Source organism: Candidatus Protofrankia datiscae, assembly GCF_000177615.2.
Lineage (GTDB): Bacteria > Actinomycetota > Actinomycetes > Frankiales > Frankiaceae > Protofrankia > Protofrankia coriariae.
In genome coordinates, this window is sequence record NC_015656.1 from 694780 (window position 1) to 710830 (window position 16051).

The following is a 16051-nucleotide window of genomic DNA, read 5'->3' on the forward strand; positions in this document are numbered from 1 at the left end:
CGACCTCGTCATCGCCCAGACAGAGACCTTCGCCGAGGACTGGGCCGCCGGCACCGGGCAGGTGGGATAGATCGTTCGGGTGCGCTACTCGTCGATGACGTCGGCGGCGGTGGCCGCGGTGACCGCGCGGCGCAGCCAGACGTCCAGTTGGGCCAGGTCGGTGGAGGCCAGGATCTTCTCGCGCACCGCATCGGGCACCGGCACGCCGCGCGTGTCGAGCACGGTCAGGATGTCTTCTCCCTTCCCCTGTGCCTTCCCCTCAGCCTTCCCCTGAGCGGCGGTGCTGCGGAGCAGTTCACTGCGGTACTCGTGATCGGCGGTGGTGGTCATGAAAGCCTCCCAGCGGGCCCGGGCCGCTTCGGGCAGCCCGGCCAGTACGACGTCATAGTACAAGATCTCTTTCTGCGGGCCTACGGAACGCAACGCTTCCAACAACGCCGGGAACGCGGCGTCCACCTCGGCGCCACCGCCGTGGCAGAGCGCGGAGAGTACCGCCAGTGCCGGGTTCGCCCGGGCCAGCTCCACGTCCACCACCAGCGGCACGTCACCCGGCGTAAAGATCAGCGGCCGGAGCAGCAGGCCGCTCGGCCCGTCCGAGGGGAGCAGGCGCCGGTACCAGCGGGCTGTCGCCGAGTCGGGGCAGAAGACCACGAGCGCCGTGTCGACGTCCAGCTCGGCCTCCAGTTGGGCCACGTACAGCTTCCAGGTTCGCTGTTTCGCGAGGTCCCGGCCACGCTGGACCTCCAGCACGGCCGCCAGCAGCGGCCGGTCCACCGGATCGCAGAACAGCACGATGCCGTCGGCGTGGTAGGTGCGCGGGACCATGACGCGGACGTCGGTGGCCTCGGTGCGAGCGTGGTGGTAATCGGGCATTTTGACGTTGAACACGGTGGCCAACAGCCAGGCCATCAGGTCCGGGTCGAGCTTGGTCAGGGCGACCGGGGATTCGTGTTCGGCAGAGGGCATGGAAGCACGGTATGCACCGGATCCGCGTATACCGGGCCTTGTCCGTACTGAAACCGGTATCAGCAAACAACAAGGCTACTGTTCCGTCCGCTGTTCCGGCGGCTGCGGCTGCCGAACGATATGAATGCGGTGCCGCGGCCACAACCCTGGATTCACACCGTTTGTCGTGCCGCCCAGGAAATCCTGGAAACGCCGGCCCATCCGAGGCGGTTTGCGGACTTCGTGGATCGGGATGGTGCCCGCCACGCGCTCCAGCGTCCCTGCAGACCTGCCGACCCGCCGACAACGGACTGGCCCCGGAACCCGGCAGCGTCAGGGCGGGGAGAAGATGTCGCTGGCTGTGACGGTGAGGGTTTCGGGTGGCGGGTTCCGGATCTCCTCACGGGCGCAGACAGCGAGGCGGATCGATCCGGGAGGGTCCGCTTCCCGCTGGCCGCCACCGTTGCGTGGCCCGGTGCCGTCCTCTCGCGGATTCGCCGTGGGCCCGCCGGGCCGCAGGGCGCGGATCTTCTCCTGTAGGCCGGCGGCCAGCCGTCGGCCGTCGACGCTTCGCGTCCACTTCGCCTCGCCGGCCAGCACGGGATGCCGGTCCCGGCCGGCGAGTACGACCGCGTCGATCTCGTCCCGGCCGCGGCGCCCCAGTAGGGCCCGACCGCGACGATGCCCGGCCCCAGCGAGCCCGCGACGGCCAGCCGTCGCAGATGCTCCCGGAACGCCTCCTCCCATGGCGAGCCGAAATGATCGTCGAGGCTTTCGAGCAGTACGGGCAGCAGCGCCTCCCCGAGGCCGCGGTCGATCTCGGGGCGGAAGCGGGAAAGCGTGCCGAGATAGAAGGCGAGGAAGTTGTCGGCGATCCGGTAGACACGGCGTCGGCTGCGCGCGGTGTCGGTCACCGGCATGACGCGTTCGACGAGGCGCAGTTCGACGAGCCGGTCCAGGGTGCGTGCCGGCTCGGCCCGGATGTGATTCTTGATCTCGTTGTACTGCGTGCGGCCCGAGGCTATGGCGTGCAGCACCGCCGCTGGATGTTCGCTGTGTTCCACCTCGGTCGCCAGCACGAGTTGCCCCTCGGTGAGCAGGGACGCGCCGGGCTGGCAGGCCAGCCGCAGCAGGTTGTCGGTGACGTCCGCGTCCTGATCCCACCACGACAGGTAGAGCGGTACTCCGCCGACCAGCCCGTACACGAACGCCCGGTCGGCCGGGGTGAGCCCGGGCAGCATCAGCGCGGCCTCGTGCGGGCGGAACGGATGCAGCGACAGCGACAGGTCGAACCGGCCGTAGAGCGGTGCCCGCTGTTCCTGGAGCGCGGTCATGTGCCGCACCGCCGACCCGCACAGCAGCAGCCGCAGCCTGGTCCTGCCCGCGGCGCGGTCGAGGAAGGCCCGCAGCACGCCTGGCAGGTCCGGTGAGGTGGCGACGATCTCCGGAAACTCGTCCAGGACGACGAGGAGCGGCTCGTGTTCCGCCGCCGCGGCCAGGTCGTCGAGTGCGTCGTCCCAGTCGGTGTACGGGCGTGCGAGCAGGTCCCGGAACCGTCCGGGGAGGCTGTCGGCGACCTGGCGGGACAGTTGCGCCAGCTCACCCGGGGCGGCGCGGCCGGCGCCGGTGTGGAAGACCGACCGCCGTCCGGCGGCGAAGCGGTGCAGCAGGGCGGTCTTGCCGACTCTGCGCCGTCCCCAGACCACCGCCGGCCGCGGGTCGGTCGAGGCCCACCAGCGTTCCAGCGCGGCAAGCTCTTCGGTGCGATTGACGAACGCCATCCGCCTCTACTTACATCGCCTGTAACTTACGTCGACCGTAACTTACATCGGATGTCAGTAGGCTGCCGGCGGACGTGGGTGTCCCCACGCTGGTGAGGCAGCGGTGAGGCGGCGCCCACGCGTGGCTCAGATGGTCTTGAGGCCCAGGGCGTCGGCCGCCTGAGGGTCGCTGTCGGCGAGGAAGTCGCGGCAGCGGGTCGCTTCCTCGGTCTCGCCGATCGCGGTGGCCGCGCGGGCCAGTGCCGCGAGCGCCCGCAGGAAGCCCTGGTTGGGCTCGTGGGACCACGGAATCGGCCCGTGCCCGCGCCAGCCCGCGTGGCGTAGCTGATCGAGACCGCGATGGTATCCCGTCCGGGCATAGGCGTAGCTGGTCACCGGGCTGCCGGCGTCGAGGGAGCGTTCGGCCAGGGTTGCCCAGGCGAGGCTGGAGTCGGGAAAGTGGCCGGCGACGGTCTCCGGATCCTCGCCGGCGCCCAGCGCCCGCGCCGCGGCGGGATCGATGGTGAGTTTGGTCGGCGGTGGGCCACCGAGCAGATCCGGTCGTCCGGGCGAGGTTGTCATGGGGTTCATCCTGCCGGATCCGATCGGCGGCGCGTCCAGCCGGGAGAGTTCGTCAGATGATGGACCCGCCGGGAGGGGGGTGAGCCGGCAGGTCCATCACCTGATCGGGGCGCGCGGCGGGTAGGTCATCCGGCCGCGACCCGGCGGCAAAGGAACAGCGTTGAGCGTTCCGTAACCTTTGGCCGCAAAATTTCAAGCCGCAGAATTTCAAGCCACAAAATGGCGCGAAAGGTGCGCCTGGTATGTTACAGGACGGTCGGGTTGGTGACCGTGACGTCCCAGAGGTTCTTGCCGACCACACCGGTGCTGCCGTCGTCCACCCGGGTCAGATACGAGTAGAGCGATGCCAGGCCCTGGGACTCCTGTCCGAAGCGTCCGTCCACCTGGAGGATGAACTTCTTCTGGCGCATCTCGCTCTGCCAGACGTAGGCGTCGGGGCGGACCTCGCCGGCCAGCGCGGTGGACAGCGCCGTCCCGGTGAAGTCCTCCGAGTTCAACAGGGACTTGGCGCGTTCCAGCGTCATCGCCGGCTGCACCGGAGTGATCGCGCGCTGTATCGGGCTGCTGGGAGCGGAGGCGGCGGTGCTGCTGGACGACGACGGTGCCGGGCCGTTGCGGGTCAGACCCAGCTGGGCCGAGCAGGACGGCCATGGGGAGCAGCCGCGGGCGTTGTAGAGCTTGTAGGCGGCCTCGTCCTGGAGCGCCGGCGGTGCGTCGCTGGGCAGACCGGAGTAGCCCAGGCTGTGCCAGGTCTTGGCGTCGAACTGGTAGGCGCCATAGTAGCCGTTGCCGGTGTTGATCCGGTAGTTGCCACCGGACTCGCACTGGCGGAGTTTGGCGAAGTCGTCAGAGGTCGCCGCACTCGCGGGTGCGGCCGTGACGGCCAGGCCGCTGCTCACGAGTGCCGTTACGGCACCGGTGGTACGCAGAACCTTCATGACGGTGGAGGGAGGTTGCGGGGCGCGGTGCCTGCCACCAGACGGCATGTGGGTCGGTCCTTCCCGTCGCCTACGAGGTGAGCTGTCGGGTGCGGGCGGGAATCAAGCCCGGCCGGCGGCGCCGAGGGACGCTGCCGGCTTTACCCCAAGGACTCCGTGAGAGGACGTCCGGATGGTGGTTCCCCCGATCCTGTCCTTGTGGCTCCGCGGTAGCTCGGGCCGTACCGAACGGGGACAGGACTCGGCGTCCGTCCGGGCGGCCTCACCGATCCGGCGAGTGGGAGAACTCTAGCGAGTCTGGTTCTATCGAAGCAAATCGGGGTGTCGGATGAACTACACCCACGTGACCGTTATCACCCGAATGGGCTAGGCACCGTGAATGTGTCACCGTACCTGACGGTGTGACTCCGCTTCGCTGCGGGGTCACCTTCTCCGGATTCTGTGACTTATGGTGACGGGTAAAGCTTCTTGCGTATCGATAATGTGCTTGTTGTCACTTCTGGAGCACGCCGGGGAGCAGGATCGTCCGGGTCGGTTCCCGACCCCGCCGGATCGGCTCCCAGGCCGGCCGGATCCGGGGTTCTCCCGGATGCGGCCGGAGGCCTGACACGAGAAGAGATCATGGCTGTGCTGTCCGTGGTGCTCCAGCCCGATCCGTCGGATGTCCAGCCACGGGTGAGCCGCCTGTTTTCGGGCCGTGCGGGCCGCCGGTGGGCGGTGCTGGCCGCCGAGGGGCGTTCGACTGCCGGGTTGTTCAGTCGGCTGTTCAGTCGGTTGTTCAGCCGAAGGTGGCGGCCCTGGTCCGTGGGCCGCAGATGCCGTCCTCCTGCAGGCCCCGCGAGCCCTGCAAGAGGACGGCGGCGAAGGCGGACTGGGGGCCGTAGCGGCCGTCGATCTTGATCCGGTAGCCGAGCCTGTTCATCTGGCGCTGCCAGGCTCGTACGTCCGAGCGCACCTGGTAGATCAGCCCGGTGGTGAACAGCGTGTTGTCCGCGAGACGCTGCGCGCTCTGACTCACCACCCAGCGCTGGGTCCCGGTCGACCCACCCGCGCTCACCGAGCCGCTGCCGGACGAACTGGCCCCGGACGAACTGGCGCCTGCCGCCAGCTGGTCGGCGCCCATCCCCTGGCCGCAGACCGGCCACTGGCCGAAGCCGGACCGGTTGGCCAGTCTCAGCGCGGCCTCGTCCTGGGTGGCGGGCGAGGCGCTGCTGGGCAGCCCGGTGTAGCCGAGGCTCTGCCAGGTGCTCAGCGAGAACTGGTAGGCACCGTAGTAACCGTTGCCGGTACTGGTGCTGTAGTTCCCTCCGGATTCGCACTGGCGTAGCTGCGCCCAGGTGGTGGCGGCGCTGGCGGGTTGTGACATCACGATGCTTCCGCTGACCGCCGCGGCCAGGGCGGGAGCGACCACCAGCGCCCGAGCGCCCAGCCGGGTTCGGCCGGTTTCGTGATGTCGATTTCGGGAACGTGCACTGGACATATTGGTTTATGCCCTTCCCCACGCCTGCGAAGTGAGCTGTCGGGTTCGGGCTGGGACTGCCCGGCCGCATTTGCGGCTTCACCCCGAGGACGCCCGATATCGGCGCCCAGAAGTGGGTCCCCCGTTCCTGCCACAAGTTTGGGTTTTCGTCGGACGAGGGCAGGATTCGGCGTGCCGCCCGACGTGTGTTCGCTGTATCGCGAGCACGGCGCAGACCATAACAACAATTGCTGGGCGCCGAACAAGCGGGGAATCCGCTTCGTGAGGATGCGCACATCGGGCCGACAGCTCTTGCCGGGGCTCGGGAGCGGATGGTAGCGCGCGGGTGCGCGCGCTTATTGCTTTCATCGTACTTTTATTGCCGGGAAAACTCGGTATCCCGTCGTGGCGGTGACGATCGGAACCGGATTATCCGGGTAGGAACCCGTGTGCGAGCCGGCGGTCCGCGTGCTCCGGGCCAAAGGCCGGGCCCGGCCGGCCGGGCGCACGCGGCGCGGAACACCGTTGATTTCGCCGAAGACGCATAGAACGGCAGGACGGTGTGTACCGTACCCGTGATCCGACGATGGTGCGACCTTTCCGGAACCCGCGCCATATGCGGAATGACCGCTGACGGGTGACGGCTGGCGGTCACCCGATGCCCGGGGACTGACGCCCACACGCGAACGCTCGCCAGCCGGACGACGAAGCCCGGTCTGGCGAGCGTGTTGTGGAGCCGTCCCGTCCGAGCGGGGTCAGTTGGCGAGGGAGCGTCCCGCGGAACGCAGGTCCTCACACGCCTTCACGACGCGGGCGGCCATGCCGACTTCGGCCGCCTTGCCGTAGCTGCGCGGATCGTAGTGCTTCTTCACGCCGACCTCGCCGTCCACCTTCAGGACACCGTCGTAGTTCCGGAAGACGTGATCGACGACCGGCCGGGTGAACGCGTACTGGGTGTCGGTGTCCACATTCATCTTGATCACGCCGTAATCGACCGCTTCACGGATCTCGGACAGGTCGGAACCGCTCCCACCGTGGAAGACCAGGTCGAGGGGTTTGGCGTCGGCTGGCAGCCCGAGCTTCTGCGCGACATACTGCTGCCCATCACGCAGGATGCTCGGACGGAGTTTCACATTGCCCGGCTTGTATACCCCGTGCACGTTTCCGAAGGTTGCCGCGACCAGGTAGCGGCCCCGTTCCCCGGCGCCGAGGACCTCGACAGTCCGCCACATGTCCTCGGGCGTGCTGTACAGTTTCTCGTCGATCGCGCCGACGATGCCGTCCTCCTCGCCGCCGACGACACCGATCTCCACCTCCAGGACGATTTTCGCCTGGGCCGTGTCCGCCAGCAGCGCGTCGGCGATTTTGAGGTTCTCCTCGATCTCGACCGCGGAGCCGTCCCACATGTGGGACTGGAACAGCGGCTCGCGGCCCTCCCTGAGCACTCGCTCCTTGGAGATCGCGACCAGCGGGCGCAGGTAGGTGTCGAGCTTGCCGGCAGGACAGTGGTCGGTGTGCAGCGCGATGTTGACCGGATACGCCTTGGCGACATGGTGGGCGAACTCGGCCAGGGCCTGCGCGCCGAGCACCATGTTCTTCACCCTGGTACCGGAGAGAAATTCGGCCCCGCCGGTGGAAATCTGTACGATACCGTCGCTCCCGGCGTCCGCGAAGCCCTTCAGCGCGGCATTCAGGGTTTCACTCGACGTGACGTTGATCGCGGGGTAGGCGAATGCCTCCGTCTTGGCCCGGTCGAGCATCTGGGCGTAGATATCTGGGGTGGCAATGGGCATCGGTCTGGCTCCTGTGGACAGTCGGGGCGCGGCGTGCCCGGTTCGGTGATATTTTACCGATTCGGACGTGTGCCGTGCCGGGAAGTTGCGCGAAGGGTATGACGAACACTCCCCGTCCGGTAGGACGGCCGCAACGGGTGAGTACGGATGGTCTGCCGGGCTTGGTGCACCATGCCGTCGTCCTCACTCTCGGCCTCGTCGAGAGTGGTGTCATCCGTTGGTTTTCGGCTACCCGGTGGCATCGTCCCGCTCGCCGCCGGGGTTGCCCGCGGTCGGCCCGGGCGCGGGCGCGTCGCTCACCGCGCGGGAGCGCATCCAGCAGATCCTCGATCGCGTGGATCTCGTGGCTGCGGCCCGCGTCGACCCGTGCCCGGCAGACACACCCTGGCGGCCGGGGTATCGTCGATCGCGATTTCCGGTGCCATGCCTGGTTATGTTACCGGGAAGCACCCGGCCGCGCCCCGTGCGAATGCGTCGAGAGCCGTCCGTACGACCTGGGCGGTGCCTTCTATCAGCACTTTGGTACTCCGGCCCGTGGCCGTGGCCCGGTTTGTTCCCGACCACGGGCCTTATGCCCCGCCATGCCCTACCGGGATGCCCCGCCACGTGTACCCGCCACATGTCCCTGTCGCGATGCCCTGCCGCATTGCTCCCGCCGTGCCCGAAACGCGCTCCCCGTCGCGGCTGGGCGCGTGACGCGACCGAACCGTCCGGTGTCGCCCGCCGGAGCGGGCGAAGAGATGGCCGTCGGGCCGTTCACCGGCGCGGCGGTGGGCGCGCGCCCAGCCCCCGATGGCCCGTTCTGCCTGCTATTCGCTATTGTGAGCGCCGGCTGGACGACCGACGGCGACACGATAGTGATCTTGGTGGCCGATGGTTCGGTCCGGTAGGCCCGGATCCATGGGCCGGCGGAGGGGGACACGCGCGGGGGGCCGACCGGACGGAAGGTTCCATGGATCGACATCGCGGGTACGACCGTGCTCGCCGGAGGTGGCCTGCTGTTGTACCGGCGGTCGTCCTCGGCGTTCTCGGAACAGCCGTGCTGCTCCTGACACGATTCGCCGCGCCAGCCGGTACGGACGGGTCGGTCGTCGTTGCCCCGGCACTGGCGTCGTCGACGGCCGTGCTCGCGCTCGCCGCCCGGTCGACGGCGCAGCCGACAACCGACCGCGGCACCGTCAGCGGCATCGTGCGGCTGCGCGCCACCGCTTCCGCGGACACCCGGACCTGGGTGGCGTTCGTCCTGCGAGGGCCCACGACGAACGTTCAGATGGCGCCCACAGCCCCGTACGAGGCCACCGTGGACACCCGGCTGCTGCCCGACGGCGCCTACACACTGGCCGAGATCGTGTTCCATCCGTCCCGGACCCCCTCGATACGCGCGAGCCAGCTACGGATCGTCAACACGCCGCCGCGGCTGACCGCCACCCAGGTGCCCGCCCAGCCGCAGCCCACGGCCGACCTGCCGGCCGTCCCGGCCCCGGTGACGCCGGCGACCCCGGCCACGCCACCACCGGCGACATCGGCCGCGCCGGCCCTGGTGGCACGGGTATCGTCCCCGGCACTCCCGGTCACGCCGGTGACGAGTGCGCCGTCCGACCGGCTTCTGGGCGAGGTGTCCGAAGTGATCGCGCTCACGAACGCCGAGCGGGCGAGAGTGGGCTGCGCGGCGCTCACGACGGATCGCCGGCTGATCACGGCCGCGCAGGCGCACAGCGCTGACATGTCCGCCCACGACTACTTCAGCCACGACAGCCTGGACGGCCGGACGCCCTTCCAGCGCATAACGAAGGCCGGGTACGAGTTCTCCGCCGCGGCGGAGAACATCGCCGCGGGCCAGCGCACACCCGCGGAAGTGGTGCGGGGCTGGATGAACAGCGCCGGGCACCGCGCGAACATCCTGAACTGTTCGTTGAAGCAGATCGGTGTGGGCTATGCCACCGGAGGCCGCTACGGCACCTACTGGACGCAGGATTTCGGGACGCCGTAGGCCGTGCCTGACAGGTCCTGGCCGGTGCCTGACGGGTGCTGGCCGTGTCCGACGGGTGTTGGCCGATCTGGTCCGTCCGGATGCGCTCGGGGTGCTCCAGCGGTTGTCGCGCTCCGCTCCCGGACGGTCGTGCTCGTGGCATCCAGGCGTGGGCCGTGACGGCTGTGACCGTCATCACCGGTTAGTCTGGCCTTCCGGTCACGTCGGGTCGATGTCGAGCCGCTCGAACGACGTATTGACAGCGGAACGTGACGGGATGCGACGCCTATGATGTTGGCTCTTCCAGAGCTGTCAGGAAAGCGATGAGGGGGGACGTGGCTCGCGCGGTCGTTACTGGCGCCGGCGGATTCATCGGGGACGCGGTCGCGCACGAGCTGCGCCGACGCGGTTACCACGTCATACCGGTCGATGTCCGTCGTGGCCCGGGTATTGTCGTGGCGGACGTCACCCGGCCGGCGGATCTGGACAAGCTGCTGGTCGGTGCCGATCTTGTCGTGCACGCGGCGGCCGTCGGCACGGGTGGCGGTGGGGAGCTGGGTGCGGTGCGCGCCGGCGTGCGCCGACGTCTGGCACCGCTCACCGACAGTGAGCTACACTCGGTGACGGTCGGGGGCACCGCCGGACTGCTGGACGCCTGTGAGCGCGCCGATGTCGGCCGCGTCGTGCACCTCTCCTGTGTGAGCGTGCTGGGCGACTCCTTCCCGGATCTGGTGGACGAGAGCGCGCCGGTCACGGCCACCGGCCTGACGCGCCCGGACACGCTCGCCGCGGCCGAACGGGCGGCGCTCGCCGCGTCCGCCCGGGGGCTGCCGGTGACGGTGCTGCGGGTCGGCGACGCCTACGGCCCACGGGCCGGCCGGTGGACGCTGTGGCCGCTGCTGCTGCTGCGGGCGGGGCGTTTCGCCCTGGTGGACGGTGGCCGTGGGCTGTTGAGCCCGATCCACGTCGACGATCTGACCACGGCCGTCGCCACCGTCGCCGGTGCCGAGCGGACCGCCGGTGAGATCCTGCACGTCACCGGCGGCGAGCCGATCACTGCGTCGGACTTCTTCGGCCGGTACGCGCGGATGGCCGGCGTGCCCCTGCCGGGACAGGTGCCGGCGGCGCTGGTACGCGCGCTCGACGCCACCGACCGGCTGCTGGCCGAACGCGGCTGGCTGTCCGGCCGGGTGACCTCGCGGCTGCATCCCCGCGGCTATGTGGATCTCGGCCCGCTGACGCTGGCCGAACTGACCCGTACGGGAACCTACTCGATCGCCAGAATCCGAGAGCTGACGGGCTGGCAGCCGCGCGTCGGCCTGGACGAGGGGATGGCCCGCACCGAGGCGCTGCTGCGGGAACGGGGACTGCTCGGCGTCGCGGAGCCCGCCCGCCGTGGCTGATGCGCCGACCCTGACGACCCTGCGTCTGCTTGCGCTTCCGCTGACCGTCTGGAACGCCGGGTTCGTCGCCGAGGAACTCGGGCCGCTGCTGGTGGGCACCCATCTGCACAAGGTGCAGGGGATCGCCGTCGACGTCACCGGTGATCCCACCGAGGCGTTACGCCGCGCGCTGCGCCGCCGGGCCAGCGCCGGCCGTGGTGTGATGACCTGGACGATCCGTGGTGACGACTCGGCGGCCATCGGGCTGCTGGCGGTGGACGCGTTCGGCCGGCGCGCGCTGGTGTCGGTGTCCATCGGGCGGCCCTACCGGCGTCACGGCTATGCCACCGAGGTGTTGCGGGCGTTGGCCGGCTGGCTTGAGTTCCGCGGCCCGATCGTGGTTGAGGCCCGGTTGCGCCTGGGCGACCGGACGAGCGAGCGGCTGGCCGTCGCGACCGCGTTCGTGCCCACCAGCGTCATCCTGCCCGACGGCTGGCGGGTCTGGTATCGCCCGCCGCCATTCTGATCATTATTGTTCTGATCATTGTGTTGTAATACTGATCGTTTTTTGTGTTGTCCCTGCTCCGGCCCGCTTTTGCCGGGCCTGGTAGCTGCTGCCTGATCCGGCCGTTTTCGTCACGTAACGCGACCGATCTGGCCCCGGTGTTCACCGCCCGACAGGATGCGGCACCATAAGATGCGATGTCGCGAATCGGGTGGTAAGGCTGGCCGCTCACTTCGCAACTCCGTGTCGGCTGACCGGCCGCGCGTGTCCTGGATGGGGGGCGTACGGCTGGCGCGCAGGCGCTGGGGAGGTTCTCAGAGTGAGCGTGGAAACTCAACGCGAAGCCGCGTTCGCAGGAACCCTGGACGGATCACTGCCCGGGCAGCGTGCCTCGGAGGTCACCTACGACCATTTGATCATTCCGCCGCACTGGCGCCGCTCGGAGGAGTCCGGCCCCGGAGCGCACAACCCGCTGTTCGCGGGCGATCCTGCCGTCAGCCCGCTGAACCCGCCGACGGGCCCGATCACTGGGCCGATCACTGGGCCGATCACCGGTGGCATGACCAGCCCCCTGTTGGTCGGTACCACGGCCCGTGCCTTTGCCAAGCTCGACGACCTGATCCGGCTCAATGCCGACGACCGCGCGGTCATCGACGCCCGCCGCAACGACGCCGAGCAGGCCCTGCGGACGATCTTCCCGCCGCGGTGCGCGCTGCCACTCGTCGGAGTGGCGACCATCGGCTCCGCGGGCCGCGACACGATGATCCGCCCGGTGGACGAGGTCGACATCATCGTGGTCTTCAGCGCGGCCAACAGCGCCTGGAAGCGCTTCCGCTGGGACTCCCGCGATCTGCTGCTCCGCGTCCGTAACGCGATCGGCGGCGACCGCATCCAGATGATCGGTAGTCGCGGCCAGGCGATGCGCGTCGTCTACAACTGCGCGCCGGACGTCCACCTGGTGCCCGCCTTCGACCATCCGCGGGCGGGCTACGTCATGCCGGACTGTGTCGGCGGCTGGCTGCCGACCCGCCCGGAGCGGCATGCCAGCTGGATGGCGGACGCCGGCCCCCGGGTCGCGTCGGCCGTGCGGCTGCTCAAGGCCTGGAACCGGGTCTACGGCAGCCGGCTGCGCTCCTTCCATCTGGAGGCGCTCGCCGGCAAGATTCTGATCAATCGTGGGCTGAACACCCGGCAGGGGCTGGCGGCGGTCTTCCGGCACATCGAGAGCAGGGGATTCGCCGCCTACGACCCCGCGGAGGTCGGCGGCGACCTGTCGACCTACCTGCAGCCGCAGGACGTCGACGCGCTGCGGGAGCCGGTGGCCTTCGCCCGTGCCCGTGCCGACGAGGCGGTCGAGGCGGAGCAGGTCGGCCGGCACGAGGAGGCGGTCAACCTCTGGCGTCTGATCTTCGGCCCGGAGTTCCCGACCTTCGGCTGACCAGCCGGCGGCTTTGGCTGGGTAGCGGTCGCCCATCCGAAAAGTCTCGTAAAAAACTACTCGTCCGAGGGCTGTGTGAGCATTGTGTTCGTACGGCCGGCGGCTCCATAAAGAGTTCCGACGGCGGCCGCTCCGCTGTCCGCTTCTCGGACGGCGACGTCGGTCGCCGTCGTGGGCTGGTCCGGTGGCAGCTTCGCAAGCCGGCTGGGCCACCAGATTTTCGGGCCGATGTCGATGGCGAGCGCGGGGACGAGAACAGAACGCACCACCAGCGTGTCGAGCAGGACGCCGAAGGCCACCAGGAAGCCGACTTCCGCGAGCTGCACGAGCGGGAGGATGAACAGCGCCGAGAACGTGGCCGCGAGCACGACCCCGGCGGAGGTGATGACGCCGCCGGTGACGGCCAGGCCGTGGCGTACCCCCGGCCGCGTGCCGATTCTCCCGGCTTCTTCCCGGACCCTTGTCATGAGGAAGATGTTGTAGTCGATGCCCAGCGCCACCAGGAAGATGAAGCCCAACAGTGGCAGGGCGGGATCGGCTCCGGCGAAGTCGAACAGCCAGTCGTAGGCCAGCGCGCTCGCGCCGAGCGCGGCAAGGAAGGACAGCACCACCGTCGCGATCAGGAGCAGCGGGGTCACCACCGACCGCAGCAGCAGCCCGAGAATCACGACCACGATCGCCAGTACGGCCGGAATGACGACCTTCCGGTCGTGCACGGAGGCGGTGCGTACGTCCAGGTTCACCGCCGTGTTCCCGCCTACCAGCGCGTCCGCCGCCGGTATCGCGTGAACGGTGTCCCGAAGCTGTCTGATCGTGTCGAAGGACGCCTTCGTGTCCGGCGGCTGTGAAAGAATGACGAGGAACTGCACCAGCCCCGCGCCGCGGTCGCTTTCCACGACGGTCGCGACCGCGGGATTTTTCGCGATGGCCGCGTGTACCTCGTCCGCCCTGGTGGCGTTCGCGACAATGTATGTCGGTGCGGTGGTACCGGCCGGAAAGCTGTGTTGCACGATTTCCTGACCGGTGACCGAGTCCATCGGTCTGGTGAATCCCTGGTCCTGACGCAGGCCGGTGTTCAGATGTGTGGTCGCGAGTGCGAGCCCGGCCAGCACCAGGACGGCGGCGATCCAGATCGTGCGCGGCCGGGCGGCAATCGTCGCACCGACCCGTGACCAGGCCCCGGACTCCTCCCGCGTCCGCGCGCCGTAGCTGGGGATGAACGGCCAGAACAGCCTCCGTCCGCACACGACCAGCGCCGCCGGCAGCAGCGTCATCATGGTCACCAGCGCCACGGCGATACCGATCGCGCTGACCGGGCCGAGGCCACGGTTGGAGTTCAGTTCGCCCAGCAGCAGGCAGAGCATGCTGATGATGACCGTGGCGGCTGAGGCGACGATCGCCGGTCCGGCCCGGTGGATCGCGACCCGCATCGCCGCGTGCGCATCTGCGTGACGGGTCAGCTCCTCGCGGTAGCGGGCGATGAGAAGCAGCGCGTAGTCGGTGCCGGCGCCGAAGACGAGCACCCGCAGAATGCCCGCGCTCTGCCCGTTGACGGTCAGCCCCGCGTGCTCGGCCGCGAGATAGACCAGAGCAGTGGCGGTCTGGTCGGCGATAGCGACCGTCAGTAGCGGAATCAGCCACAGGATGGGGCTCCGATAGACGAGCAGAAGAATGACCGCCACGACTCCCGCGGTGACGAACAGCAGCCTGGTCTCCACTCCGCTGAACACCTCGAAGGTGTCCGTCACCAGCCCGGCCGGCCCGGTCAGTGACGTCTGGAGCCCCGGCGGTGCCGCGTCCCGGGCAATCCGCCGGATTTCCTCGACCTTGTCGGTGAACACCACGACGTCGGCGCTCTGGGCGATACTGACGGCAAGTAGCAGGGTATTTCCCCGTGGTGAGGAAATGGGCATGCTGACCGGGCGCTCGGAGAACTCACCGATCCGGCGGCCGACGTCCTCGACCACTTTCCGGTCGGTAGGTATCAGCTCAGGGTCACGAGAGAAGACGACAATCGCCGGTACGGAGTCCCCGCCCGGCAGGAGTTTCTGGGCCTCGAACAGCCTGGTGGACTCGGCGCGCGAGGGCAGAAAGGACGAGGCGTCGTTCCGCTGCGCGTCGGACAGCCTGAACGCGAGTGGGCTGGCGACAGCCACGATGACGATCCAGCCAAGGAGAAGCGCCCATTTCAGACGCGGCCCCGCCGACCATGCCACGGCCTGCCAGATCCTGCCCACCGGACCCCCTCCGCGCTGTCCACGACAATCGATCGTCGCAGGTAGGAGGCCTGACACGAAAGCGGTACGGCTGCTCAGGGGCCTCCGGCGCCTTTATGTCTGGTCCGGGGATGTCTGGTCCGGGCCGGTCGGGTGGGCGGACCAGGCAACGGCGATGTCGGCGGCGACGGTGACGTTGTTACGGACCACGGCGATGTTGGTCTCCAGGCTGGCGCCGGCCGTCTCGCGGTGGAACGTCGCCAGCAGGAACGGGGTGACGGCCTTCCCCCGCAGCCCCCGGCGGGCCGCCTGCGTCAACGCCTCGTCCAGGACCCGGTCGTGCAGCTCCTGGTCGAGCTGGTCCGCCTCCGGCACCGGGTTGGCGACGACCACGGCCGCGCGCAGGCCCAGTGCCCGCGCGTCCGCCATGACGGTCGCGACGTCGGCGGCGGCACCCACCCGCCAGTCCACGGTGAACTCGGTCCGGGACAGGTAGAAGCCCGGGAAGGTGTTCGTCCGCCAGCCGAGCAGCGGCACACCGAGGGTTTCCAGCCGTTCGAGGGTCGCGCCGACGTCCAGGATCGACTTCACCCCCGCACAGACCACGGTTATCGGCGTGCCTGCGAGAGTGACGAGGTCGGCGGACTCGTCGGCGCTGTCGGCCCAGCCGCGGTGCACCCCACCGAGCCCGCCGGTGGCGAACACGCTGATACCGGCGCGGGCGGCGAGCAGGGACGTGGACGCGACCGTGGTCGCCCCGGTGCGGCCCAACGCGGAGGCGACCGGCAGATCCCGTACCGACAGTTTCGCCACGTTCGGGGTGTTCGCGATTCTGGTGAGCTCGATGGCGTCCAAGCCGATGGTGGGTATCCCGTCGATCACCGCTATGGTCGCCGGCGTCACCCCGCGGTCGCGGAGCAGGGTTTCCAGGTCGGCCGCCACTTCCAGATTGCGGGGGCGGGGCAGGCCGTGCGCGATCAGCGTTGACTCCAGGGCGACCACGGGCCGCCCCGTCTCCACCGCCGCCCGCACCTCGTCGGCAATCACCAGCTTCAGCACGACCA

General features: G+C 69.2%; 12 protein-coding genes and 2 riboswitches. Of the genes, 4 read left to right on the forward strand and 8 right to left on the reverse strand.

Translation table 11 applies throughout. The features are described from left to right. Window positions 1-84 precede the first annotated feature (84 nt). The 6 genes from FSYMDG_RS02965 to fbaA form a co-directional block, all read right to left on the reverse strand. Window positions 85-966, reverse strand: a complete 882-nt coding sequence (locus FSYMDG_RS02965) for a hypothetical protein (RefSeq protein WP_043602849.1) — start codon at window positions 964-966, stop codon at window positions 85-87. A 152-nt stretch (window positions 967-1118) separates the two neighbouring features. Next, window positions 1119-2726, reverse strand: coding sequence for an ATP-binding protein (locus FSYMDG_RS02970; RefSeq protein ID WP_013872115.1), 1608 nt, complete (start codon window positions 2724-2726; stop codon window positions 1119-1121). A gap of 126 nt (window positions 2727-2852) precedes the next feature. Further along, the gene (locus FSYMDG_RS02975; protein ID WP_013872116.1) at window positions 2853-3287 is read right to left on the reverse strand and encodes a DUF3151 domain-containing protein; all 435 of its coding nucleotides are present in this window, start codon (window positions 3285-3287) and stop codon (window positions 2853-2855) included. A 245-nt stretch (window positions 3288-3532) separates the two neighbouring features. Beyond that, window positions 3533-4273, reverse strand: a complete 741-nt coding sequence (locus FSYMDG_RS02980; RefSeq protein ID WP_013872117.1) for a transglycosylase family protein — start codon at window positions 4271-4273, stop codon at window positions 3533-3535. Between the two features lie 5 nt (window positions 4274-4278). Beyond that, window positions 4279-4444, reverse strand: a riboswitch (cyclic di-AMP (ydaO/yuaA leader). Between the two features lie 559 nt (window positions 4445-5003). Further along, window positions 5004-5705 carry a transglycosylase family protein gene (locus tag FSYMDG_RS02985; RefSeq protein WP_013872118.1) on the reverse strand — a complete coding sequence of 234 codons (702 nt, stop codon included), beginning with the start codon at window positions 5703-5705 and terminating at the stop codon, window positions 5004-5006. Between the two features lie 6 nt (window positions 5706-5711). Then, window positions 5712-5860: riboswitch (cyclic di-AMP (ydaO/yuaA leader) on the reverse strand. A 579-nt stretch (window positions 5861-6439) separates the two neighbouring features. Further along, a complete protein-coding gene (gene fbaA / locus FSYMDG_RS02990) occupies window positions 6440-7477 on the reverse strand; it encodes a class II fructose-bisphosphate aldolase (RefSeq protein WP_013872119.1) in 1038 nt (345 codons plus the stop codon). Between the two features lie 952 nt (window positions 7478-8429). On the opposite strand from fbaA, the gene FSYMDG_RS27860 reads away from it, so the two are divergent. From FSYMDG_RS27860 to FSYMDG_RS03010, 4 genes are all read left to right on the forward strand, one after another. Further along, complete coding sequence (locus FSYMDG_RS27860; protein WP_237702959.1) at window positions 8430-9467, forward strand: CAP domain-containing protein; 1038 nt, start codon at window positions 8430-8432, stop codon at window positions 9465-9467. A 314-nt stretch (window positions 9468-9781) separates the two neighbouring features. Continuing rightward, window positions 9782-10849, forward strand: coding sequence for an NAD-dependent epimerase/dehydratase family protein (locus FSYMDG_RS03000; RefSeq protein ID WP_043604617.1), 1068 nt, complete (start codon window positions 9782-9784; stop codon window positions 10847-10849). Further along, a complete protein-coding gene (locus FSYMDG_RS03005; protein ID WP_013872123.1) occupies window positions 10842-11354 on the forward strand; it encodes a GNAT family N-acetyltransferase in 513 nt (170 codons plus the stop codon). The genes FSYMDG_RS03000 and FSYMDG_RS03005 overlap by 8 nt, the downstream gene beginning before the upstream one ends. Window positions 11355-11652: 298 nt before the next feature. Next, window positions 11653-12771, forward strand: coding sequence for an SMODS domain-containing nucleotidyltransferase (locus FSYMDG_RS03010; protein ID WP_013872124.1), 1119 nt, complete (start codon window positions 11653-11655; stop codon window positions 12769-12771). Window positions 12772-12827: 56 nt separating this feature from the next. On the opposite strand, the gene FSYMDG_RS03015 is transcribed toward FSYMDG_RS03010, so the two are convergent. After that, window positions 12828-15008 (reverse strand): MMPL family transporter, encoded by a 2181-nt coding sequence (locus FSYMDG_RS03015; protein ID WP_013872125.1) that lies wholly within the window; start codon window positions 15006-15008, stop codon window positions 12828-12830. A 93-nt stretch (window positions 15009-15101) separates the two neighbouring features. Continuing rightward, entirely contained in the window at window positions 15102-16046 is a 945-nt protein-coding gene (locus FSYMDG_RS03020) for a pseudouridine-5'-phosphate glycosidase (protein WP_013872126.1), read from the reverse strand. Between the last annotated feature and the right edge of the window lie 5 nt (window positions 16047-16051).

Excerpts from the sequence above, each read along its gene's own strand:
- FSYMDG_RS02965 (WP_043602849.1), bottom strand. The coding sequence starts at position 966 with ATGCCCTCTGCCGAACACGAATCCCCGGTCGCCCTGACCAAGCTCGAC.
- FSYMDG_RS02985 (WP_013872118.1), bottom strand. The coding sequence starts at position 5,705 with ATGTCCAGTGCACGTTCCCGAAATCGACATCACGAAACCGGCCGAACC.
- FSYMDG_RS02975 (WP_013872116.1), bottom strand. The coding sequence starts at position 3,287 with ATGACAACCTCGCCCGGACGACCGGATCTGCTCGGTGGCCCACCGCCG.
- FSYMDG_RS02970 (WP_013872115.1), bottom strand. The coding sequence starts at position 2,726 with ATGGCGTTCGTCAATCGCACCGAAGAGCTTGCCGCGCTGGAACGCTGG.
- FSYMDG_RS02980 (WP_013872117.1), bottom strand. The coding sequence starts at position 4,273 with ATGCCGTCTGGTGGCAGGCACCGCGCCCCGCAACCTCCCTCCACCGTC.
- fbaA (WP_013872119.1), bottom strand. The coding sequence starts at position 7,477 with ATGCCCATTGCCACCCCAGATATCTACGCCCAGATGCTCGACCGGGCC.
- FSYMDG_RS27860 (WP_237702959.1), top strand. The coding sequence starts at position 8,430 with ATGGATCGACATCGCGGGTACGACCGTGCTCGCCGGAGGTGGCCTGCT.